The 23,843-nt window shown below is 60.2% G+C and carries 15 protein-coding genes and 1 pseudogene; 10 read left to right on the forward strand and 6 right to left on the reverse strand.

Annotation, left to right across the window (positions count from 1 at the left end; translation table 11 throughout):
* Positions 1–351: 351 nt before the first annotated feature.
* Positions 352–825, reverse strand: a complete 474-nt coding sequence (locus tag FVF58_RS46835; protein ID WP_062133943.1) for an Lrp/AsnC family transcriptional regulator — start codon at positions 823–825, stop codon at positions 352–354.
* Positions 826–1,108: 283 nt separating this feature from the next.
* Between FVF58_RS46835 and hppD the strand changes: the two genes are divergently transcribed.
* From hppD to FVF58_RS46850, 3 genes are all read left to right on the forward strand, one after another.
* Positions 1,109–2,182: a 4-hydroxyphenylpyruvate dioxygenase gene (gene hppD / locus FVF58_RS46840; RefSeq protein ID WP_149676345.1), complete on the forward strand. Its 1,074-nt coding sequence runs from the start codon at positions 1,109–1,111 to the stop codon at positions 2,180–2,182.
* 171 nt (positions 2,183–2,353) lie between these two features.
* Positions 2,354–3,736, forward strand: a complete 1,383-nt coding sequence (locus FVF58_RS46845; RefSeq protein ID WP_149676346.1) for an amino acid permease — start codon at positions 2,354–2,356, stop codon at positions 3,734–3,736.
* Between the two features lie 43 nt (positions 3,737–3,779).
* On the forward strand, positions 3,780–4,985 hold the full coding sequence (locus FVF58_RS46850) for an amino acid aminotransferase (RefSeq protein WP_149676347.1): 1,206 nt from the start codon (positions 3,780–3,782) through the stop codon (positions 4,983–4,985).
* A gap of 31 nt (positions 4,986–5,016) precedes the next feature.
* Here FVF58_RS46850 and FVF58_RS46855 read toward each other — a convergent pair whose 3' ends face one another.
* Positions 5,017–5,202 (reverse strand): hypothetical protein, encoded by a 186-nt coding sequence (locus FVF58_RS46855; protein WP_246217532.1) that lies wholly within the window; start codon positions 5,200–5,202, stop codon positions 5,017–5,019.
* A gap of 344 nt (positions 5,203–5,546) precedes the next feature.
* Positions 5,547–6,209, reverse strand: coding sequence for a hypothetical protein (locus FVF58_RS46860; RefSeq protein ID WP_149676348.1), 663 nt, complete (start codon positions 6,207–6,209; stop codon positions 5,547–5,549).
* Between the two features lie 1,285 nt (positions 6,210–7,494).
* Between FVF58_RS46860 and FVF58_RS46865 the strand changes: the two genes are divergently transcribed.
* The 4 genes from FVF58_RS46865 (at position 7,495) to FVF58_RS46875 (ending at position 12,375) form a co-directional block, all read left to right on the forward strand.
* Positions 7,495–8,733, forward strand: a complete 1,239-nt coding sequence (locus FVF58_RS46865) for a cation:proton antiporter (RefSeq protein ID WP_149676349.1) — start codon at positions 7,495–7,497, stop codon at positions 8,731–8,733.
* A gap of 121 nt (positions 8,734–8,854) precedes the next feature.
* Entirely contained in the window at positions 8,855–9,064 is a 210-nt protein-coding gene (locus FVF58_RS52085) for a hypothetical protein (protein WP_188131183.1), read from the forward strand.
* A 424-nt stretch (positions 9,065–9,488) separates the two neighbouring features.
* On the forward strand, positions 9,489–10,001 hold the full coding sequence (locus FVF58_RS46870; RefSeq protein ID WP_246217533.1) for an alpha/beta hydrolase family protein: 513 nt from the start codon (positions 9,489–9,491) through the stop codon (positions 9,999–10,001).
* A gap of 751 nt (positions 10,002–10,752) precedes the next feature.
* On the forward strand, positions 10,753–12,375 hold the full coding sequence (locus FVF58_RS46875) for a hypothetical protein (RefSeq protein WP_149676350.1): 1,623 nt from the start codon (positions 10,753–10,755) through the stop codon (positions 12,373–12,375).
* A 505-nt stretch (positions 12,376–12,880) separates the two neighbouring features.
* Here FVF58_RS46875 and FVF58_RS46880 read toward each other — a convergent pair.
* Both FVF58_RS46880 and FVF58_RS46885 read right to left on the reverse strand, forming a co-directional pair.
* Positions 12,881–13,897 carry a hypothetical protein gene (locus FVF58_RS46880; RefSeq protein WP_149676351.1) on the reverse strand — a complete coding sequence of 339 codons (1,017 nt, stop codon included), beginning with the start codon at positions 13,895–13,897 and terminating at the stop codon, positions 12,881–12,883.
* 18 nt (positions 13,898–13,915) lie between these two features.
* On the reverse strand, positions 13,916–16,594 hold the full coding sequence (locus tag FVF58_RS46885; RefSeq protein WP_149676352.1) for a DEAD/DEAH box helicase: 2,679 nt from the start codon (positions 16,592–16,594) through the stop codon (positions 13,916–13,918).
* A gap of 689 nt (positions 16,595–17,283) precedes the next feature.
* Here FVF58_RS46885 and FVF58_RS46890 point away from each other — a divergent pair.
* Together FVF58_RS46890 and FVF58_RS53810 are read left to right on the forward strand one after the other, a co-directional pair.
* Positions 17,284–17,673, forward strand: coding sequence for a hypothetical protein (locus FVF58_RS46890; RefSeq protein ID WP_149676353.1), 390 nt, complete (start codon positions 17,284–17,286; stop codon positions 17,671–17,673).
* 70 nt (positions 17,674–17,743) lie between these two features.
* Entirely contained in the window at positions 17,744–18,496 is a 753-nt protein-coding gene (locus tag FVF58_RS53810) for a hypothetical protein (RefSeq protein WP_246217534.1), read from the forward strand.
* A gap of 636 nt (positions 18,497–19,132) precedes the next feature.
* On the opposite strand, the gene FVF58_RS46900 is transcribed toward FVF58_RS53810, so the two are convergent.
* Positions 19,133–21,475 carry a S53 family peptidase gene (locus tag FVF58_RS46900; protein ID WP_149676354.1) on the reverse strand — a complete coding sequence of 781 codons (2,343 nt, stop codon included), beginning with the start codon at positions 21,473–21,475 and terminating at the stop codon, positions 19,133–19,135.
* Positions 21,476–22,837: 1,362 nt separating this feature from the next.
* On the opposite strand from FVF58_RS46900, the pseudogene FVF58_RS46910 reads away from it, so the two are divergent.
* Positions 22,838–23,704: pseudogene (locus tag FVF58_RS46910) on the forward strand (IS30 family transposase); the annotation flags it as partial.
* Positions 23,705–23,843: the final 139 nt, after the last annotated feature.

Consider the following 23,843-nt stretch of genomic DNA (forward strand, 5'->3'; position numbering starts at 1 on the left):
ATTCGCAGGCCAAACTCAATGCCGTGGCAAGACGATTGAACGAGCGTCCGAGAAAGACACTGGACTACGAGACGCCCGCCGAACGATTCCAGCAAACTATTGCATCCACCGGTTGAATCCGCCGTCGCTTCGCTGACATTCGTAAACCCGTGCCGACGAATGTCACCCCTCTTTTTTGACGAGTGCGTCTTACCGTTTAGGGTTGTTCACCGACCCATCTTCGCCGTGCGGCACCGTCCCCTGTCATTGTCTGTTCGCCAAGAAAAGCAGTCACTCAAACCAGACAAATTTTTCTACACATCCTTGACTCTAAGCTCTAGCCGTCCGAAGTTTTGGACCCCGTTCTCTAGACTAGGCCGCAAGCGGAACGGCGCCCGAACATTTGAGTTCGTCGAGACAAACACTGGACTTGACTCCGCTCACGCCCGGAATGCGCATCAGCGTATCGAGCAGAAACTCCGACAGCGCTTTCAGGTCGTGCGCCACGACCTTGAGCATGTAATCGATATCACCCGTTACGACGAAGCATTCCTGAACCTCGGTGAGTTCCGCGATCATCCGCTTGAACTTCGACAGATCACGGACATGGCCTCGCTCCATCGTCACCTGGATGAAGGCCACGACGCCAAAGCCGAGCATCTGCGCGTCAAGCCGCGTCTCGTAGCACTTGATCACGCCCATTTCCTCGAGCCGGCGATGACGCCTCAGCGTCTGCGCGGGCGACAGCTTGATCGCTTCCGCCAGTTCGAGATTGGAGATGCGGCCCTGAGACTGAAGAACGTCCAGCAAACGCATGTCGATACGGTCGAAGTCGATTGTCTGCACTTTTCTTTCCCCGATCACAAGCAAAAAGAAATTTTAATGCACAAATAAGGGTTTGTCTGCGTTGTCTAGGAAATCCAATTGCGTCGATAAAAAATTACACTGATTCCAGATTTCGCTGCGGCGAGAGCGCATGCATTAGGAGCGTGGCCAGACGCGCGGCCGGACTGACCACATTGCTCGCAAGGCGAATGGAGAAATTTTCTTTCATTTTCCCGACGCCCGGCACCAATCGGTGCTGGTTGCTCGCCAACAATCATTCATCATCCGCTGAACCTGAGAGATCATGGCCGACCTGTTTGACAACCCGATGCAACTGATGGGCTTCGAATTCGTTGAATTTGCCTCGCCCATCCCCAACGTGCTGGAGCCGCTGTTCGAGCAGATGGGCTTCACTCTGGTGGCTCGCCACCGTTCGAAAGACGTGCTGCTTTACCGCCAGGGCGAGATCAACTTCATCGTCAATCGCGAGCGCCATAGTCAGGCCGCTTACTTCGCCGCCGAGCATGGCCCGAGCGCGTGCGGCATGGCGTTTCGCGTGAAGGATTCGCACAAGGCCTATGCGCGCGCGTTGTCGTTGGGCGCTCAGCCGATCGAAATCGCAACCGGTCCGATGGAGTTGCGATTGCCCGCCATCAAAGGCATTGGCGGCGCACCGCTTTATCTGATCGACCGCTTCGAAGACGGCAAGTCGATCTACGACATCGATTTCGAGTTCATCGAAGGTGTTGAGCGCCGACCGGCCGGTCATGGCCTGCGCCTCGTCGACCACCTGACGCACAACGTCTATCGCGGCCGCATGACGTATTGGGCCAATTTCTACGAGACGCTGTTCAACTTCCGCGAGCTACGCTACTTCGATATCGAGGGCGAATACACGGGTCTCACGTCGAAGGCGATGACGGCGCCGGACGGCAAGATCCGCATTCCATTGAACGAGGAATCGGGCAAGGGCAGTGGCCAGATCGAGGAATTCCTGATGGCCTTCAATGGCGAGGGCATTCAACACATCGCGTTCCTCACCGACGATCTGATAACGGTCATCGACAACCTGCAGATGGCAGGCGTGCCACTGATGACGGGACCGAACAGCTACTACTACGATGCGCTCGAGACACGCCTGCCGGGCCACGGTCAACCGGTTGGCGAACTGCAATCGCGCGGCATCCTGCTCGACGGAACGACGGCAGGCGGCTCGCCGCGCCTGTTGCTGCAGATATTTTCCAAGCCGCTGCTTGGGCCGGTGTTCTTCGAATTCATCCAGCGCAAGGGCGACGAAGGCTTCGGCGAAGGCAATTTCAAGGCACTGTTCGAGTCGCTCGAACGCGATCAGATCGAGCGCGGCACGCTCAAGGTCTGACGCGCGCGCAACCGGCTCATCGCCACTTCGACAATACAGATACCAGCAGGACACGGCACCGGCGTCACAAGCGTCGGCCGTGACGCCTCGGCATTTCGCCTGCCCGACCAGAGCGGACGAGAAGCGAGGCGTGGCGTGCGGAATCCATCGCAGGACACAGGAGACAACATCGTGGCACACCAGCAACAGGGCTCGCTACACCGCGGCCTGAAGAATCGTCACATCCAGCTGATCGCGCTAGGAGGCGCAATCGGCACAGGCCTCTTTCTCGGCATCGCACAGACCATCAAGACGGCCGGGCCGTCGGTGCTGCTCGGGTACGCGATCGCAGGCATCGTCGCCTTCTTTATCATGCGGCAACTCGGCGAAATGGTCGTCGACGAGCCCGTCGCCGGTTCCTTCAGCTACTTCGCGGGCAAATACTGCGGGCAATTCTCAGGCTTCGTGTCAGGCTGGAACTATTGGGTGCTGTACATTCTCGTGTCGATGGCGGAACTGTCGGCCGTCGGCATCTACATGCAGTACTGGTGGCCGGGTCTGCCAACGTGGGTATCCGCGCTCGTATGCTTCGGCGTCGTCAACGCGATCAACCTCACCAGCGTGAAGTCGTTCGGCGAGCTCGAGTTCTGGTTCTCGATCGTCAAGGTCGCGGCAATCGTCGGCATGATCGGCTTCGGCGGCTATCTGCTGATATCGGGCCATGCCGGCCCTGAAGCGGGCGTGGCCAACCTCTGGCGTCACGGTGGCTTCTTCCCGAACGGCGTGTCGGGTCTCGTGATGGCGATGGCCGTCATCATGTTCTCGTTCGGTGGACTGGAACTCGTCGGCATTACCGCCGCTGAGGCGGATGATCCTTCGCACACGATCCCGCGCGCGACCAACCAGGTGATCTACCGGATCCTGATTTTCTACGTCGGCGCGCTCGGCGTGCTGCTGTCGCTGTATCCGTGGGAAAAAGTCGTCACCGGTGGCAGTCCCTTCGTGCTGATCTTTCACGCGATGAATAGTAACTTCGTCGCCAACGTGCTCAATGCGGTGGTACTTACCGCGGCGCTGTCGGTGTACAACAGCGGGGTCTACTGCAACAGCCGCATGCTTTACGGCCTCGCCGGCCAGGGCAATGCGCCGCGCGCGCTGCTGAAGGTCAACTCCCGCGGGATTCCGCTCGTCGCGCTCGGTGTGTCCGCGCTGGCGACGGCCGCCTGCGTGGTGATCAACTACCTGATGCCGGGCAAGGCGTTTGAACTGCTGATGGGGCTGGTCGTCTCGGCACTCATCATCAACTGGGCGATGATCAGCGTCATTCATTTGCGCTTCCGGGTGGCGAAGGCGCGCGCGGGCGAGACGACCCTGTTCCGCAGCCTGGGTTATCCGCTGACCAACTATCTGTGTCTGGTGTTCCTCGGTGGCATTCTGGTCGTGATGTGGCTGATCCCGGATCTGCGCATGTCGGTCTACCTGATCCCCGTTTGGCTGGCCGTGCTGGGCGTTGGCTATCGCTTGCGCAATCGGCGCGCGGGCGCCTCCGTACCAGCTGGCGTGCCGACGCGCTAGGCACCCCGCTTTTGCAATCCTTTGGCTTAATCCAGGAACTAGCATGTTTGAACACATCGATGCCTATGCGGGCGACCCGATCCTCACTTTGAACGAGAACTTCGCGAAGGATCCGCGCGCGCGCAAGGTCAATCTGAGCATCGGCATTTACTACGACGATCAAGGCCGCTTGCCAGTGATGCAAGCCGTCCGCGAGGCCGAAGGACAACTGATCGCGGAGCTGGGTCCGAAACCGTATCTGCCGATGGCGGGCTTCGCACACTACCGCGATGCCGTGCAATCGTTGGTATTCGGCGACGACTCGGCAGCGCTTGGCGAGGGGCGCATCGCCACGGTGCAGACCTTGGGCGGCTCGGGCGCGCTCAAGGTCGGCGCGGATTTCATCAAGCGCTACTTTCCGGGCTCACGGGTGTGGGTCAGCGATCCGACGTGGGAAAACCATCGTTTCATCTTCGAGCGCGCGGGGTTCGAAGTCAGCGCGTATCCGTACTATGACGAGTCGAGCGGCGGTTTGAAGTTTGAAGCGATGCTATCGGCCATCGACGCGCTGCCGGCCCGCAGCGTCGTCCTGTTGCACGCGTGCTGTCACAACCCGACGGGCGTCGATCTGAACGACGCGCAATGGGTGGAACTGATCGACGTCATGAAGAAGCGGGAGCTGGTGCCATTCATCGACATGGCGTATCAGGGCTTCGGCGCCGGCATCGATGCGGATGCATTTGCGATTCTTGAACTCGTGCGCCAGAACGTGCCGGCGTTGGTGGCCAATTCGTTCTCGAAGAACTTCTCGCTGTACGGCGAGCGGTGCGGCGGACTGTCGGTGATTTGCGAGTCGCCGGAGATTGCCGGGCGCGTATTGGGTCAATTGACGAGTGCGGTGCGCGCGAACTACAGCAATCCGCCGACGCACGGCGCGAAGATCGTAGCGCGCGTGCTGACGACTGCGACACTTCGGCAAGCGTGGCAAGAAGAGCTTGCCTCGATGTGCCAGCGCATCATGCGAATGCGTGCCGAGATCCATGAACACCTGCGCGGCAAGGTGCCGGACACGCTGCTCGCGCGATACCTCGAGCAGCGCGGCATGTTCACCTACACGGGGCTGTCGGCAGATCAGGTCGACACGCTGCGCGAACGGCAGGGCGTCTACCTGATCCGCTCCGGGCGCATGTGCGTCGCCGCGCTCAACGAGAACAACGTCGCGACGGTTGCGCAGGCCATCGCGAGCGTCATCTCGCGGGCAAGCGCTTAAGACTGCCGCAAGCCCTCACCGTCTGTCGTGATCAGGTTCGCTGCTCGCTCCGTTTGCCGTCGTGCTTGAGCGTCGGATCGAGCAACGAACTCTTAGCGTCAAGCGACGACGCTTGCCCGAGCTTCGCATAGTCGCTTTTGAGCCATACGTCGGCCACTTCGCGTCCACGTTCGAACAGCGTTTTGAGCAATGGCCAGGAGTTGCCGCCCGTCCACATCCGAAGCTACCATTCGAGCGGTGCGTCCACTCCGAAACCTGCCCGAAGGCCAATGCGAGCAGATCGGCCATTGCCGACGTTCGGGGGATCCGTGGTCTACGTCAGCAATGCGGCGCACTGCTGACCACGGTGCTGTCGGACAGCCGAACGGCCGCTTTCCGCCTTCGCGAACTCACACTCCGACCCAATCCGGCCAGCGGATTCCGCGCCGCTTCAATGGCAGCTTCCAAGGCTCCAACGGCCACCTGCGCCTTTATGGCAGTCAGTGAGTATTCGGCCAATCGGGCTTTGTCATGGTCAATGAGCACACTTCGTCCTCGGTAACGCACTAGCCAGATACACACTTACTTGATCTTGCTGTCACCTCCAGTCGAACTGCGGCTGACAGCGGCTTTAATGGTGTGAACGATGTTGTCGAGGGCTCCAAACATTGCTTCTACCGCGTATCCCGCAAGGAACGGAAGTACGGTGGCGCTAATGAACTTGTTGGACGGGAACAGACCAACGGACATATAACCTAGAACCGCCCCAAGGATCGCTCTCAACGTGTAGGTGTGGCCGTCTCGGAGACGATATGTCTGCGTAGCTAGCCCTTGCAAAATGCTCCTCAGAATATAGACGCATGCCCCCATAAAGCCTAAGAAAATCGATTCGGCGAAGGATGCAGCCGAAATGAAACTGACAAGATCTTTTGGCAGCGATTCTGGCTTGAGTCCATTTAATGTGGCCATTATAAAAACTAATGCCAGAGAACACAAAGTCATATAAATCCACAGGCTAATAAGATTTTTTATTTTTCCCTTGATCTGTTGCTGTCGACCACTTAAGCGTTCTGGCGCAGCGGACATAAGATAAGCTATTTCGAGTGACTCAGGTGTCGCCGGATATATTTTCTGGCTCAAAGCATCGACCGACTCTAATAACGCTAGCTCATCTTCTTCGGGCAAAGGCTCATTTTTTTCGAATGATATTTGAGATCTATACATTGCTTTAGCCGCCTTCTCCAAGATGTCTCTTGGCACGTCAATTCCTTTTTCTGAGGAATACGTTAGGAGCCTTGCTAAATTGTTTGTCATTCGATGAGCAAGGTTGGGGGCCCAATTAGGTGGGGCAGATATCGAGTCCGACGCACGAGTTTCTCGGTTCATTCTTTCACCTATGTATGAAAAGACCTGCGCTCGCTTTTTTTGTTCCGGGGAGGGAGTTCAGCGTGGCTCACTGGCGCCGGTTTTCGGGCAAGCAGGCCGCACCAGCATTACCCCCTACGTCGTTGATGCCTTAGGGCTTTAAAATTATTGTAATTTTATTCTTACTTCGGTAATCGTAAAACGCCGATAAATCAGGGACCTCACGCGACTTTTGTTCTCTCTAACATATATCCCGCTCGTCGTATCACGAGAGCGCATTGGTGGAGTTCAATCGCAACATCTGGCTCGCGCCGGCGCCTTCCGAACATACGGTTAAGTATAGGATAGAAATTCGAAACCACCCTTACGTCCACATAACCAATAAACCGAATGGTCGTGAGGATTGTCCTCCGCGCACGCTCTGCAGCGACGCTGAATATCTCGCACCCAATGAGTTGAGTTTCCGGTTCAGGAAAATGCCGATGACCATGACCGGTATGGTTTAATTGGAAAAGCGGTCGCCGGCGATTGACCTCAGGCTGGCGTTTAAAGAATGACTATGATGGCACGATCGGCTCGCGAATTTCCGTTGCGGAGCGCGGAGGCGACGTTCGAACGTCCTTGTGACAGTGTGGACCAATGGCCGTTGATGGCCCGCATCGAGCCCGACGACGACTGGCTCAGGACGACCCTAGGCGGACGGTGGACTAGGCACCACCTAGTCGGCAGCTTTCAGTGGTGCAACGGCCACTCATGCTCTCGCGTCGGTCGCCAGTCGATCGGCCATTGCTATCTTTGGTCCAACAATGCGCGCTACCGATAATCCTCGGTAAGACCTAGGTCCTATTGATTGGCTGACGCGAGCCCAAGACGATGCATATTTCCGGAGGTCATTGGCAGGCAGCGACTTCACGCCAAAACTTGGTCGATACCGGACGGACTAGTCCATGACGAGATTGGGGGTTTTTCATCTCCGTATTAGAACCCTCGTGCTCGCGGCACAGTCGGTAGGGGATGCCCAACGTAGCCGCTCCGTTTCGCGCCAAGTCGTACGGGGACTGGCCAATCCACCGCGACTCGCGGATCTGAGTGCGACGAAGACGGGCAAGGCTACGGCAACGTCTGTTACTCGTCAGTCGCGGCCCGTTTGGTGGAGGAAAAGAAGATGCAATGGTTTGATACGATAAGGTCCGCCTTGCTGGCGCTGCCGTCCCTGGCAAAGTTGGCGATTTTCCTGGCAGTTATTGTTGGCGCTCCCGTGCTTGCGCGGCGCCTCAGAATTCCAGAACTCATTGTGCTGCTCATTTTCGGGGTCCTTCTGGGACCTCACGGGCTCGATGTCTTCAAGCGGGACGATCCGGTCGCGCAGTTCTTCGCGGAGCTCGGGGTGCTGATGCTGATGTTCACGGCCGGGCTTGAGATCGACATCGATCTGTTTCGGCGAACACAGACTCGGTCGATCGCATTCGGAATAATTACTACCATGATGCCGCAGGTGATCGGCACCGCACTGGGTCTGGCGTTCGGCTATCCAATTATTCCCGCTATCGTCATCGGCTCGCTGCTCGCATCGCACACCTTGATCAGCTTGCCGATCGTCACGCGTCTTGGTGCCGTGGGGCTGGAACCGGTCGTCGTCACGATCGGCGCCACTCTCGTATCGGACACGCTGTCCCTAATCGTGTTTGCAATTTGCGTGTCAATCTACACGACCGGCTTTTCGCCATCTGGCCTCGCCGTGCAAATTGCTGAGGTCGCCATTTTCGTGCCCCTGGTCCTGTTCGGCGGCAGCCGTGTGGGCGCTTGGGCACTGAACAAGCTGCGCGACAACGAGCACGGCTTTTTCATCACAATGCTTGGCATCTTGGCAGTGGCTGGCGAGCTTGCAAATCTGATCCAACTGCCAGGCATTGTCGGCGCCTTTCTGGCCGGATTGTCAGTCAATGCCGCGGTCGGCAACCACCCCGCGAAGGAGAAGCTGGAATTCGTTGGCAAGGCCATGTTCATCCCTGTCTTCTTCGTTGTCACCGGCTTCCTGATCGCACCCATCGCATTCGAGCATGCTGTCTGGACGCACTTTTGGCTGGTTGGAGGCCTCATATGTGCCCTGATCTTGGGAAAGGCAATTGCCGCGTTTCTCGCGGGGCGTATATTTGGCTACTCACGTCAGGCGAAGCTGACGATGGTGGCGCTGACGTTGCCGCAGGTTGCGGCCACGCTTGCGGCCACGTTGGTCGGCTATAGAACGTTCAATGCAGCCGGAATACGGTTGCTGGACGCGAAGATGCTAAATGCAGTGCTGGTGTTGCTGGTTGTTACTTCGATCCTTGGGCCGCTCCTGACGGAGCGGTTTACCCCCAGACTGGTCAAGGACGAGGCGCCAACAAAGGCCCCTGAGGTCTAGGGCGTGGATGCCTTCACGCGGGAGCGGACGTGGCACCCCAAGTCGGCTTCTGTCATCGTGGACAGAGCGATCGCCACTCGTTGTCGTAAAGCACCCCGATAGCGATGTGACCCGAGAGTAGTTGCCTGGATTCTACGAAGGCAAGGTCGCGAAGTGGTGGATTCCTGACGATGTCGTCTTCGGTCCGCTGTCCGAGCGTTGCGGCCGCTCGAATGACAGCTTGCCGGCGATGGCGAACGTCGGTAACTGGCCGAACCCGGAACTTTCTGCAGCTGGACATGCTCTTCCAGAGAGCCAGATAAATGAACTGCCCTTCGAGAACTTCCTTTGACGCTGATTGCAGCGTCGTAACAGCCGGCTGACAATGATGCAGGCGTGCTATTGCGCAGATGTCTCAAAGCGCGGATCACACTGCGGCCCACAGGTCGGGCCTGCGGTCGTCAACCGACACATCGCGACTGCGGCGCCGTTCACGATGGGCGCGCGCTCCATGGATCGGCCGGCAAACTCCGCCTGCGCAATGCCTTGCCGGAGGCCGACACAAACGCGCCCCGATGCCTCATTGATGCAGAATCGGCGCTAAGGCCACAACGACACGACCTGAATACGATGGACGACCCAGAAGCGCTTTCCATTGCACTGCCCGACGGCACTAAGGTCTCTGCGCTCCTCCGAGTACCGGAGGACGCGCGAGCCCTGTATGTCTTCGCGCACGGTGCCGGGGCGGGCATGCAGCACGCCGGCATGTCGCCACATTGCGCTACCAGTTTCCGTACATGGAGCGGGGCTCCAAGCGGGTGGACTCGCCGGCCGTGGCACATGCCGCCGTGCAGGCAGCCGTCGCAGAGGCCCGCCGGCGGCTGCCAGCCCTGCCGACCTTCGCGGGCGGCAGGTCCTTCGGCGGCCGCATGACGTCCCAGGCCCAAGCCATCTCCCCGCTCGACGGCGTGCGTGGCCTCGCTTTCGTCGCGTTCCCGCTGCACCCGGCGGGCGCGCCCGGCATGGAGCGGGCACGGCACCTGGCGGACGTCACGGTGCCGATTCTCTTCCTGCAGGGCACGCGCGACAAGCTGGCCGAGCTTCACTTGCTGAGGTCGGTCGTCGAGACGCTGGGGCCACGCGCCACGCTGCATGTGGTGGACGACGCAGATCATTCGTTCCACGTGCGCGCGTCCTCCGGCCGGACCGACGCGGAGGTCGTGCTCGAACTGGCACGAACGATGTCGGCGTGGTTCTTCGCCGAAGGAGAGTTCGTGCCCGTTACCTGAGCAAGCGCAGGAAGCTTGTAGCAGAGTCGGGACGGCGAGCCGGCGAATTCGCTGTGCTGCACTCCTCAATTCCTTCGCTATCCGCAGATAGTCTGTCGCATAGCCACGATAAGCGACGCCTGTCGCGTCAGCGACGTTTTCCCAGTGCCGAGTGAGTGAATTTGTCAGATCCGCTTGCGGTGATCCGCTCCCGGAAATCGCGGAGGGCATCTGCTTTGATTTGGCCGGCCCGATCCGTGAGTGACCTCTTAGGGATGCGGGCGGAACCAGACTGGCGGAGCGTCGAACGACGCGCGTTGGCCGGTCACTGCCCGACGCGGTCGCCCGAAACCGACCCGAATCCGTCGTTGGGTCACGCGCAGGCGAATCGGCCGCTTCCATAGCGTAACGGTCACTCCGTGCCGTCGAACGAGGACAAACCATCGGCCATAACTGTCATTCGAGTATCGGCTTTGATCAGCCGGCTATGCTTCGCTTTGGTGATGTTCGCCCACCCCCCGACGCATTCAGACGAACCGCACCCGGAGCAGAGCAGAAAATCCGGCATCTTCGCGGAGCCCCTTTTGTCTGCGTATCCATATAAAAAAATACGCATTCCCTGCTTCTCCGCTTGCGACCGCGCGTCTACAACACACACCTTACTCTGGGCCGGCATTTGCTCTTTTGGTCTGCCTTTTGTTCGGGTCGTCCGTGCTTTTAGGGCCCATCGGTAATTGAACATCTCACTGCGCGTAAATCAACGGAGAACACCATGACATCATCGACGAAGAATCCGGTAGTTAGATTCCGTATTTGTACGTCAGGGCACATCGTTGCTACCGTGCGAGACGCCGAAGGCGCGCGGAATACCATGCTGCTATATGATGGCGCAAACAGACTGCATGTCATCGCGGTCGCTGCATCCGGGTTCGAAGAGATTGTTCTCTCCAGACGCGTAGGCCGTCGCGGCGTCACCGTTGAACGTTCAGAGCTTGTCGGTGGAAAGGACGGTGTTCGTTGGATCTGGACACTCAACAAGCCTGGGTTGTCGCGTGAAGAAACATGGACGTTGCCGGCTGGCGGTCCTGGAACATGGCGCCAGGTAGACACCCGCCCAGGGCGTGTCACAACCTATCGTCAAACCCGCCCGTCAGAATTCGAAGGTCGCACGACGGAGCTTGACGGCGCGGAACTCTATGCGTCGACATGGACGATCAGTCCAGGTAATGGCTGGCACGGACGCTATAGCGGTGAAAAGAAGTCTGGCGAGGTCTCACTTGCTGGCACGCGCTACGGGCGATTGGCGCAGTGGTCGGGCCCGTTGTCGCGAGGCTTGCTAAATATGATGGAAGCCGCTGACGGACAAGGCCAGCAAGTCATGAGCTTCCACATCAATGAAACGTCACCTACCGGGGTGACGACGGACGCCAATCGCACCTATAACCCCAATGGCGGCTATAGTGAATCGGGTACCCGTACGGGCGGCGGTGAACCGGATACATCCTATGTGAGTTGGACCCACGCGGGTGTCATTGGCTCCACTGCAGAAGGAAACGGCGATTCCGTCGTAACGTTTGAAATGGGAACAGAAACGTCGCCCGATGGAAAAACCACCACTGACACGACAGTCGTAGTTCAGAAAAATCTGGACGGCACGTCTAATTCCGAGCGCACAGCTGTCAGTAGTGACGGGAGTAAAGAAACGTCCTTTGGCGCCGTAGACGCTGATGGAAACAGTACCTCCGCTTCCCGCGTCGAGAACTCAGATGGCACAGTCACCACGGTAATCCGCACCGTCGACAAAGACGGTAACGGACAGGAGCAAAAGACGACCGTCGACAAGAACGGAAACGTCGTAACGGATGAGACAAAAGAAATCAACGGAGACGCACCTAACCCCGATGCGCAACCGGCCGGTGACACGCAAACCGCCAACAACGATCCACAAGATCCCAATAGTCCCCAAGAGCCCGATCAGCCAGATCACCCGGACAGTGGTGGAGGAGGCACGGCGGGCTTGCCCCCTGATGACGGCGGCGAGGAATCAGCGCCAAGCAGGCCTGGAGGCGTTATAGCCCAAAGCGACCCGGATGGTCTGGATGTTTTCATCACCGCTGCACGTACTGGTGCGACCGACGATGATGAGGCAACGCCAAAGCAACGGGTTGATCGCTGGCTCGGCCTTCTTACGGTTGCAATTGCTGGCGACGGAAGTGAACTTGATGGTATGGTCAACAAGGGTGTGCTGATTGATGTGCCGCTCAGTCCTCCTCCTGCCGATGACGGCGGCTGGGGTGATATTAACGATCCGCGCGTGCTCACCGGTTTTGTCTTGAATGTGGCGTCTGCCATGAAAGGGATGGCCGGCGCGCGAACCCTCTTGCAAGGTGTATGAAACCTCGTCTCGGACTTCATGCATTAAATCATTTGGCAGGTTCCGAAGTGATCCGGCCATTGGGGTGACAGCTTTGTGGGATCGGCGAGAGGCAGCAATTGGCCGGCAGTACGCGTTCACCCACCTCGCCGGAAAGCGGCCGTTGAAGACTCCAACGTCGTCTCTGTGGAACTCTCATCGAACTGGTGCTATCGGCCATCTACGGTCGTTCGATCGAGCCCTCAGATGGACATTCGAGCGTCGGCTCCGTCCGGAAAACGGACCTTCCCCGACGGTCATGTTCGTCAAGTGATCGGCCATTACAGCCGTTTGCAATGTTCACGAAGCGGTCGTTCAAGTTTTGAAGATACCGTCAATCTGGTCTGTGAAATCCTGAACCGGATACGTCCGCTGACGCTCAACATGATCGGGAGACTTCGTCAGACGCCGGGGTTTCCGGCTGAAAAGAATTTCATTCATCGACGTCAATCGCTTCCCGCGTACCCATGCGTGATGATATCGGAGCTTAGCGGGACTTACCTTTCACCGGTCGAGCACTGGCGCGCTTCCTAGTTGCAGCCGCTTTCGGCGTTGCAGGCGAGTTCGCCACGTTTGCTTTACCGGTAACGACGTTGCTAGACATTGATTTGCTTGGCCCAGCAGAGGGCTTGACTGGCGACTCCTTTGTTACCACTTTATTGTCCGCCGCAGTCTTCGCGGTCGCGGGCGGCTTCCGTGTTATCGAGACAGCCGACCTGCCCGCCTTCTTGGCTGTCACCTTAGCTGCCGATGGCTTGTTACGTTCAGCAGCAGGCTTCGCCAGTGGGTAAGCTTCGACCATCTCGATGCCGAACACATCCGATATCAACGCGTCGTCGAGCACCTTGCTGGTAGTCGGGCGTTTTTTCGATTTGGGCAGACTAGCGCCGGCCTGCGTGACGAGATCATTGGCATCGACGCGGCGCAAGGCGAATAGCAATTCCGGCTGTTGGTCGAGCCGCGCGCCGACCCCGTAGAGCACAGCCGCAACGTGCTTGCACATCGACGCCCAGTCCGGGCAACTGCAACTGAACCTGATTTCCTTCGGCACCGGGAAAAGACCCGTTCCGGGTTTGCAGATGCGCTCCATCACGGCAGTCGAGAACTTGCCCTGCAGCAGTTCTACCATCGAATCGATCGACCCCGAGCAGTCGGCTCCAATTGTTCGCCATTGCTTTTCAGGACATGCCGTCACCGTCACCTCTACGGTGTAGAGGCTCGAACCCATGACCTGCGCGCGGACTTCGCCTGCCGTAATCTGGAGGTCGATCACGGAACCGTTGCGCACATAGGTACGGCCGCGTGACAGGCGGTTCGTATAATCACTGTAACCCTCCAGATTGTCACACCAGGCCTTGCCCCAGAAGGTCCTGGCGATGGCACCACGATAGGAGGCGATTGGCGACAGGACCGCACCAGCCTTCTTCGCCCTGGCGGCGGCCAGTTCAGCCTTTTTCCTGCGCTCGGCGACCGAGACATAAGGTTTCCATCCCCCGTAACCCATTGCGCTTCCTTTTGACAATCAGCTTTCTTGCGCGGCATGAACATCGAGCTTGACGAGATCGAGCAATTCGCGATCGCTCATCTCGGTGAGCAGGAGTTCCGCGCCACCCTCCAGCACATCCTTCACCAGTTGCTGCTTCGCTTCGATCAACTGGTCGATACGGTCCTCGATCGTGCCACGGCAGATAAACTTATGCACCAGAACGTTCCTCTGCTGGCCGATACGAAACGCACGGTCAGTCGCCTGATTTTCCACGGCCGGGTTCCACCAGCGGTCGTAGTGGATCACATGGGAAGCGGCGGTGAGATTCAATCCCGCCCCACCTGCCTTGAGCGAGAGCACGAAGAAGGGTGTCAGCTCATCTTCCTGGAATCGCTTGACCAGTTCGCGGCGCCTGGCTACCGGGGTGCCGCCATGGAGCACCAGACCTTCACGGCCAAAGATCGAACCCAAAAATGCCGCCAGCGGCTCGGTGGTCTCGCGGAACTGGGTGAATACCAGCACCTTTTCCTGCTTGGCGGCAATGACTTCGGCCAGTTGGCGCAGGCGGCCGAACTTGCCGCTGTCTTCCGCCTTCCACGCCGCGTCGCCCAGCCATTGCGAGGGATGGTTGCATATCTGTTTGAAGCGCATCAGGAAACTCAGCACCACACCCTTGCGACCGATGCCTTCGGCATCTTCGAGCGCGGCGGCCAGATCCTTCACCGCACGCTGGTAAAGCGCTGCCTGGCTCGGGCTCAGGTGGCACCATGCCTTGAGTTCGGTCTTGTCCGGAAGGTCGTCGATTACCCGCTTGTCGGTCTTCAGGCGGCGCAGGATGTAGGGCCGTACGAGCGTGCGCAGCGGGCCGAAATGCTCGGCCTTCGCCAGCCGCCTGGTAAAGTTGGCGAAGACCTTGTCCGAGCCCAGCAAACCGGGGTGGGTGAAATCGAAAATGGACCACAGATCGGACAGGCGGTTTTCCACGGGGGTTCCGGTCAGCGCGATGCGCGATTGTGCATGGAGCTGCTTGACCTGTCGCGTTTGTCTGGCGTGCGGATTCTTGATCGCCTGCGCTTCATCGACGATGGCAACGCGCCATTGGATGGTCCCCAGTACCGGCTGCCGAAGAAGCGAGCCAAAGCTGGTGACGACCAGATCGATGTCCGCAAGCCGCGCGGCGTCCAGCGCACGCAAATCGGCCGCCGGCATGAACGACGGATGAGCGAGCAGCAGGCGCAAGCCGGGAGCGAAGCGCTCGGCCTCTGCCGCCCAGTTGGCCAGCAGCGATGCGGGGGCGACCAGCAGGCTAGGCCGCGCCTCGGCGCTTTCGCGCTTCAGCACGAGCAGCAGCGAGAGTACCTGCATGGTCTTGCCGAGGCCCATATCGTCCGCGAGGCAAGCGCCGAGCCCGAGCCGGGTGAGCAGGTACAACCATCGCACGCCGGCCTGCTGGTAGGGCCGCAGGCTGGCCTTGAGTTCCGGTCCCGGGCCGATCTGCGCCAACCCCTCCGGCTGCCGCAACTGCTGGAGGATGTCGGCCAGCCAAGTCCCTGCAACAAGCTGCGACCAGTCGCGGTCAGCGGGGTCGCCGCTATCGTCGAGCGAAACACCTGCCAGAAGGCGTAGGGCCTCATTAAATGGCAGACCGGTTTTCGCCGCCTTTTCCATCGCCTCGAATCGCTTCAGGAGGCGACTGAGCTTTTTGTTGTCCACCTCGACCCAGCGACCACGAATGAGTTGCAGGCCGTCGGCGCCTTTGAGCAGGTCCCTGACCTCGGAGGCGCTGAGACGCTCGCCGTCGAGGGAGACCTCCATGCTGAAATCGAGCAACGCGTCCTTGCCCAGGAGCGAAGGCGGTCGTGCTCCGACGCTGGCTCTCACAACGGGACGAGCAGGCCGGCCCGCCTGCCAGACGCTTGGCGTGCGTACGACAATCCCGGCGGCTTCGAGTTTCGACAGGTCCGAGAGAAAGCGATGGGCGTCAAGCGGCGTCCAGCGCAGCGGATGGTATATCTCTCCGGTATCCACCATTTCGCGAAGCCAATCGCAGTGCTCTGCAGCGCGCTGCACCGGCAGCAGTAGCGACAGGAGCTGCGCCTTGCTCCTGGCCCCCGAGAATTCCGCGAGGGCTTGCGACAATGGCTGGTGCTGCGCTTTGCCATGGGCCGACAGGCGCGAGGTGTAAGTCGCAAGGAAGGCGAACGGTGACTCCGGGTCCTTGCGGTTCTCAGCAAGGTTGAAATGCACGCGGCCGACGAGATTCCAGGCCGGGTGACGCAACTTGAGGAAATCCTGAAGCGAGATTTTTGCGGTCGCCAGTTCCTGGTGCAAGGCGGCATTGATCTCGCCCCACAGCGTCGCCAGCACATCAGGCGTTAGATACTCCCCGCCCGTCATCGGCGGCGCATCGGCAATCACGGCATCGAAATCCGTGGCAGCAGGCGTGACGACCGCAATGTCGCCGCCTTCGGGCGTGGCGCACAAGGCGGTGACATACCGCGCGGCAAAATCACGCCACCAGGCCCATGCGGGCGGCAAAATGCGGCCGATTTCCGCCGTTCCCAGATGCAGCAGGCCATGTCCTGCGCCAAGCGCAAAAGAACTGCCCAGCCGCGCTCGTATTTCATCCGCCAATAGAGGCGCGGCGTCCTCCGGTACCGCAAGCAGGTGACCACCGGGCGTCAGGTGTGGCGCGAGAATGTCGGGCGCAGTCAAAAGCGCCCGTCCTCATCGCACTGTTGCAGCAAGCCCTGAAGCTGGCTGTTTTCACGGAAAGCGGCTTTGGAATCAACCAGCAGGCCCACCGGCGCGGTGCGAACTGGCCGAGGCTCCGTTTGCGGCTGGTGCGCTCGAGTTGTGGGGTGGTATGCCTGGACGCTGCGTTGCGCATGTCTTGTGAACTGTCTTTTCATCTGCTGTAGGAGAACCTCATTCCCCGGTATTAACTCACGGAAGTTGACCCTGGGCTTCGCGGCCGGCTGACCAAACTTCAACCTTCATGATGGTCCCGCACGAATTTCCGGATTTTGCCAAAAAACACGATTCTCCTTGAAAGCGTACCAAAACCTGAGTCATACGAGATGGGATGCCAATGGCGGCGCCCATCGGCGCGGCGAAAATAGTTGGAGCGGCAGGGTGTCTCGTTGGATCGACCTGCGGACGTTCAACGCTGCTCCTTTGAACGTCACTTCGAGGCCGCCTGCCCAGCCGATCACCGACCGGAGCGAATCACGCCAATGCGGTCGCCCGCGTCTGTGCTGCGAATGCCCCTTGCTCGGCCCACGCAGCCATTACTTCCCGAACCCGCTTGTCGGGCAGACGGTCAAGGCGTAGAAAGTTGGTACGCTTTGTGTACACCTGTGACGCCGCTTACGTCACTGGGCAAGGCATGCGAGGGAGGAGTCATGACATTCAAGGCTCAGTGGTACCGGGACAAGTTTGCGAAAAAACGGGGCAAGGGCTTCTGCGGTTATCCGGTGGCAACGGTTGCATTCTACGGGCCAGACGACACGATTGCGACGAAGGTCGTTGTTGGCATCGTCGCGTACGAAGGTGCTGACGCGGACCCGGTTGAGCGGTGGTTCTGCAAAACAACCGATCCGAGAACCGATCCAGAAGTCACCGAAGCAATCGTTCGATTCATCGATCAGCATGGTGCCAAGTCGGTGGCGGCCGCCGATCGCGTCATCGGCTGCCCGCATGAGGAAGGCATTGACTACCCGGAAGGCGAAAAATGTACACAGTGTCCATTCTGGGCCAACCGTGATCGATGGAGCGGCGAGATCATGCAGTGAGAAGTCAGGAGGCAAGCGCTTCCATCCTCGCGCTGAGGCGGTCCTTGCCCGCTTCATTCCGACCGTAGCCATGCATTCGATCGCAGGACACTCTCTGGACGAGCATGGCGCGCGTGGCCCTCAGCGCGGCGCGGCCAGGCCCTGGGCGTGGTTCCACGCAACCGTGGTCGCCTACGCGACTGACTTCGACTCCACGAGCGCGATGACTGCGACGTGTTTCACGTGCAGGAAAGGCCCAGCGGAGCCGGGCATCGACGGGGACGACACGAAGCCTGGTGATGCGCACGGTGTCGGGTACTGGGGCGAATCTCCTGCTGGCAGGGCACGTTGGGAAATCTCGCCGAGCGTGGTGAGCATCACCGTTATTGCAAGGGGCAAAACCATGGGTTTTTCTTGCCGAACGTTTCTGATCGCTCGTGACGATACCCTCTGGCGGCTGTCAAGCACCAAGTTCGACCGGATGCTACGAGATCCGGCAAGCCACTGTCTGCCCGCTTTTGCAGGGCAACGAGCGCGAATGGCCAGCGTCGTGGTCGAGCTTGTGGCCAAAACCCCGGTGCGCGTCGTTGGGAACACGTTTTCCATTCTCACTTTCGATGCCGAAGGCCGCATTGACCCGGGCAGATTCGAAAAGCAGCAGTTTGCCCTCGCGGAGTCGGTCGTCGCACCTGTCTTTGCCATATTCGATGATGACAGCAGCCAGACAGTCGTCGACGCGACCTCCCGATTCATTGCACAAGGAGGTCAATGGGTTCCGTCACATGCTTTGGCGCGCGTCATAGATCAGACCGCGCTGGGCCAACGACAGTGCCGACACCTGTAAGCGGTCGCTCAAAGGCTACTCTACGGCATCCAGATTTCGAGTCTCGAGTGTCGGAGATGGGTCGACAGCAATCAGATCAGACAGTCCTCGCGTAAGCCGCCAATCACGAGCGATAAAATTCGCGGTGATCCGAACGGCGGCGTTGGCGGACGACTTGTCGACCGACTCGAAGGAATGAATGACCCCTTCACCCAAAAAGCCGCCGAAGAGGCGACGCCTAGTCCAGCGTCCGGAGTGGGTCGGGAGTGTGAATTCGCGAATGCGGCAAGCGCCCGTTCGACTGTCCGACAGCACCGTGGTCAGCAGTGCGCCGCATTGCTGACGTAGACCACAGATCCCCCGAACGTCGGCAATGGCCGAACTTGAGTCGTTGCCGACGCAACTGCCTGCGCCCGTTCGTCGGCCTTAGCCGACATTCGTGCGCCGGCGCTGATAAGACCGCTCACTGCTGGGAAGCAGTCGTTCGCAAAGGCCATCGACGAACGACTGTTGCTGAGTTTAACGAAGGAGATTTCCGCTGTACGGCCGCGATGCTGACACACAGACTCGCTGCCTTCCCACTCCCAAGCCGCGCTTTCACCAACAGCGCGCCGCAACGTCGCCGGCAGCGACGTTGCGGCAGCGCGACGAGTCGGCTCAGCGCGTGCCGATCGTCACCACCAGATTTGCCTGCGAGCTGAGCCCCGCCGAATCGACCGCGGTCAGCGTCAGCGTGTAGGTTCCGGCGACCGGGTGCCGCCATTTGGCAACGAAGCCCGGCCCGCTCTCGACGAACACCATGCCGGACGGCGCGCCCTTGATGTCGACCTTCACGTTGTCCGCGCCTGGGTCCTCGATACCGATCACGCCGCTGACCGCGCGGCCCTCAACACCGCTGATCGGCGCAGCCGAGATCGCGGGGCCCGTTGCCGCGGACGAGATCCGCACGCTCATCGTCGCCGAACCGGACTGGCCGTTGCTGGTGTCGGTCGCCTTGACGCTGACGCTATATGTGCCCTTCGCAGGCGTTCTCCAGCTGATCACGCCGGCGCTGCTGATCGACATGCCCGAAGGCGCGCCGCTGAGCGAGAACCTGAGCGGATCGGCCGCACTGACGTCGACCTGATAGCTGAGCGGCTGTTTCGCCTGGCCCACGATCGTCGCTGCCTGCACGACCGGCTTCGATGCCGCGACGATGGTCACGTTCGCACTCGCGCTGCCCGTCGAGCCGGTGACTGTATCCTTCGCGGTCACGGTCACCTTGTAAGTGCCGGCGACCGGCTGCGCCCATATCACCTGACCGGAGCTATCTATGCTCATGCCCTGCGGTGGATTCGCGAGCGACCAGCTGAGCGGGTCCGACGAGCTGGCCGCCACCGTGAACGACAGTGCGCTGCCCGCCGTGCCCTTGACCGTCGCGGCCGACACGACCGGCGGCGGCGCCTTGGACACGCCGAGCGTCGACAGCAGGCTGCCGACCGCCGGTGTGCCGAGACCCGACGGCTGATCGTAGCCGGTATGGGCCGAGCAGCTCGAGCAGTAACCGTCGTTGCCCGAAGTGACGTCGTAGAACGCAGTCGCGTACAGACCCGCGTCGGTCGAGACGGTACCGTACAACTGCGTCTGCGCGAGGCCGAGTGCGCCGAGACTGTTGCGCGCCCGCTGCGCATTGGCGATGGCGACGATGCCGGCCCATTGCGGGGTCGACAGACTGGTGCCGCCGACGCTGTACCAGCTCGGCGCGGCCGCGTCGGGCGTGATGACCGCGACGTACTGACCGCTGAACGGATCCGCGTTGAACGACACGTCGGCAACCGAGCGCTTCGTCAGCGTGCCGAGGCTAGGCACCGACGTGTTCTGATACGCCGGTGCCGAGGTGTACTGACTAATTCCGCCGCCGGTACCCGACCACACCGTTTCGTTCTTGGTGGTGCCGTCGTAACTCAAATGGGTGCCGCCGACGGCCAGCACGTTCGTCGACACGGACGGCCATTCGACGCCGGTGCCGTTATCGCCGGTAGCGGCCACGTAGGTCATGTTCGCGTGCTTGAACGCCGAATCGACGGAGCCGGTCCACGAGCCTTCGGGGGCGCCGAAGCTCATCGACACGACGCCGGGCCCCATCGCGTTCGCGAGGTTGACCGCCGCGATCAGGCTGCTGGTCGACGCATCCGGCGCCTGGATCAGCACGATGCGCGCGAGCGGCGCGGTAGCGTGGACCCACTGCACGTCGAGCGCGATTTCGGTGGCCCAGCCCGAGTCGTACGACGGCGCGTTCGACGTCATCGCGCCGCTGGTCGTCGAGTGCACGATCGAGAACTGGCACGCGTTGCTGCTAGGGGCCGCGAGCGGCAGCGACGCGTTCGGCGCGATGGTGGTCGTCGTGCAGCCCGGCAAGCCGAATTTCTGGTTGAACGCCGCGAGTTCCTTGACGATGTTCGGATCACTCATCGCGTCGATCACGTAAATCGTCTGGCCGGCGCCCATTTGCGCGGCCTCGCTCGCGCTCAGCTTGCTCCACGACGACGGCAGCGGCGGTAGCTGATAGGCCGCGCGAATCTGCGCCGGCGTATACGTCGTCACCTGCGTTGAATTCGACGCCGCCCGCGCAGTCCTCGTGGCGTACCGTGCAATCGTTTGCGGCGTCAACTGCGCAAGCGACACGGCCGCCATTGTCGACGTCGACGCTTGCGCGGCAGGAGGCTGATTGGCCGACGCGAAAGGCGCCGCGCTGTCGATGTCAGAAGGCGCGTTCAACACCACCGGGGCCGTGTAGAACGCCGGCCTCACCAGCGTGCTCGCCACCGTGCTCGACAGCGGCGACAACGACACCGAACTCGTGCCTGACGAGGTGTCGGCGAGCTTCGCGGAGCTCGTGCCGCTCGACGCCGTCGAGTCGTCACTGCTGCCGCCGCATCCCGCCAGCAGTAGCGGCGCGAGCGCTGCGGTCACAAAGGTGGCACGCGCGAGCGTGCACCGAACCGGTCGGATAGTTTTCATTGGGATCGTCCTTCTGCGGGAGGCTGGACCGGAATTACCAGCACGGGTGGAGAAACCGCGGAGGCGGGCAGATCGGGCGCGCGTCGCTGCCAGCCGCTCGCACAGGTCTGTACGGACGGGTAATAGCCGGGCGGTTCGGCGCACCAGAGTCGGACGCTTGCAGGTGGCTGGGCAGAAGGTGGAACGGGCGATGTCTGCGCTTGCGAGCTGCATGCGCCTAATCCGGACACCAGCGCGCAAGCGGCCCAGATTGCCGTGACGATGCCACGTGAGCGATTCAAGCCTGCCCACGCGTTACGCTTACCTAATGAAATGGAACGGGCTGCCGGCCTCGCGAAATAATCAGAGAATTGGGCGTGCTCGTCGGTTTCGACAAGGCCGATTGCAATCCGATTGAGCTGGATCATCGTTGTTCGCGTCACGTTGGATACGGGGTTGGGGCGCACAAAGCGATGATTGGCCTGTCGGCACCGCGCGAGCAAGCTCGATGGCCATTCGCGGGTTAGTTGCCGGACAGACGGTGAGAGGACCTTACCATTTTTTATGCGACGGGAACATCGCATGCAGCGCGCGGAAACGCGGCCACATTTTCAGCCCCTACGGCGCGCCGCTTCCACGTCTGGATAGTAGGGATTGTCCTTAAAATGAAGGGCCGCGCGGCGCATCGCTAAACACGATCGTTCGATCCCGCGCGGCGGATTGATGCCGCTGGGACTTCTCACGCGGCCTACCGCGCAGTGCTCATCCGGCGGCTTGCGTGTGCGCGGCAACCGCATCGAGCGTGCGCGCCGAGTACACCGGCGTCTCACGCGGTACATGTCCTTTTGTGGAGGTCCGGGTCCGGTCGGAAAACGCCGATCGGTCCACACCAGGCCGATGACGTACAGTCGCCTGATCATTCTCCGAACGGTAGAGAAGTAGCCTAATGTCACCTCACCACCGCCGACAGCCGAAGGTCCGGAATGGCCGAACATCCACCTCTGTACGCGAGCCGACGACGGCCGTTGTACCTCAAAAGGCGCCCTGAAGGTCGAGTGGCTCGACCGACAGCAGGGGTCGCGCGCGGACGCTCGCAGAATTGTCAAACGCATGCCGCATGTGCTCATTGTATGGGGCAGTGAGCGACCCCGCGGCGGACTGTCGGCGCGACGCAGATAAGTACTCGATAACGCTCAATTTTTCAAACGGCATAGCAAAGGGACAAACGCATGCCGTACTGCAATGGCTCCTGCGGATATCCCTACGGAAACCGTAGCGGGACACGTTACCGTCTTCGAGGGAAAACAAGGTATGTGCGTAATTCGCTGATCTCTCACCTGGACTCCTGGGAGATGACGCCGTACCAACCAAGACGACCAGCTTGCCTGGGATCGGGCACAGCGTCCCAAAGCCTGTAAACTGGTTGAGCACCGAACGCTGGCGCACATCGTGGCAGGCAAGCTCCAGTTGCAGTGGTCACCGCAGCAGATTGCCGGATGGCTCAGGCGTGCGTACCCAGACAACGAGGACTACCACGTGTCCCACGAGACCATCTATCGCAGTCTCTTCATCCAGACGCGTGGCGCCTTGAAGAAGGAGCTGTTGGAACATTTGCGGCGCACCCGGGCCATGCGCCGTTCGCGCCATCACACGCAGAAGACGGACGACCACGGCAGGATTCGCGACACGGTGTCGATCAGCGAACGTCCAGCCACAGTTGAAGACCGCGCGGTACCGGGACACTGGGAAGGCGATCTTCTGTGCGGCAGCGGGAGCAGCCAGATCGCGACGCTCGTTGAGCGCCAGACACGTTACGTCATGCTGGTGAAGATAGCCAGCACGGACAGCGAAACGGTCATCAATGCGCTCATCAAACATGCCAGCAAACTGCCGCAGGAACTCTACAGATCGCTGACATGGGATCGGGGAACGGAGATGGCCCGGCACAAACGCTTCACCGTGGCCACTGATATCTAGGTCTACTTCTGCGATCCACAGCATCCGTGGCAGCGCGGCTCGAACGAAAATACGAATGGACTGTTAAGACACTCAGTCTAAGATCGCTTCTGAACGTCGGACCGATCTGACCCATGTTAAGATTGGCCGAGCTGCCTTGGCACTGACCTGTCAGTGTATTCACAGGCCAAACTTAACGCTGTGGCAAGACGATTGAATGAGCGTCCGCGAAAGACACTGGACTACGAAACGCCCGCCGAACGATTCCAGCAAACTATTGCATCCACCGGTTGAATCCGCCGCGACAAACGGACATTGGGCTGCAACCGAAGATTTCGGAGATCACGAATGTTGGCTCTCGAAAAGTCAAGTGACCAGAGTAGCCCCAACAGTTAGGACGGGACAACGACGCGCCGATGCTGTTGCCAATTTT

Origin of the sequence: Paraburkholderia panacisoli (assembly GCF_008369935.1) — a bacterium.
In the GTDB taxonomy this organism is placed as follows: Bacteria; Pseudomonadota; Gammaproteobacteria; order Burkholderiales; family Burkholderiaceae; genus Paraburkholderia; species Paraburkholderia panacisoli.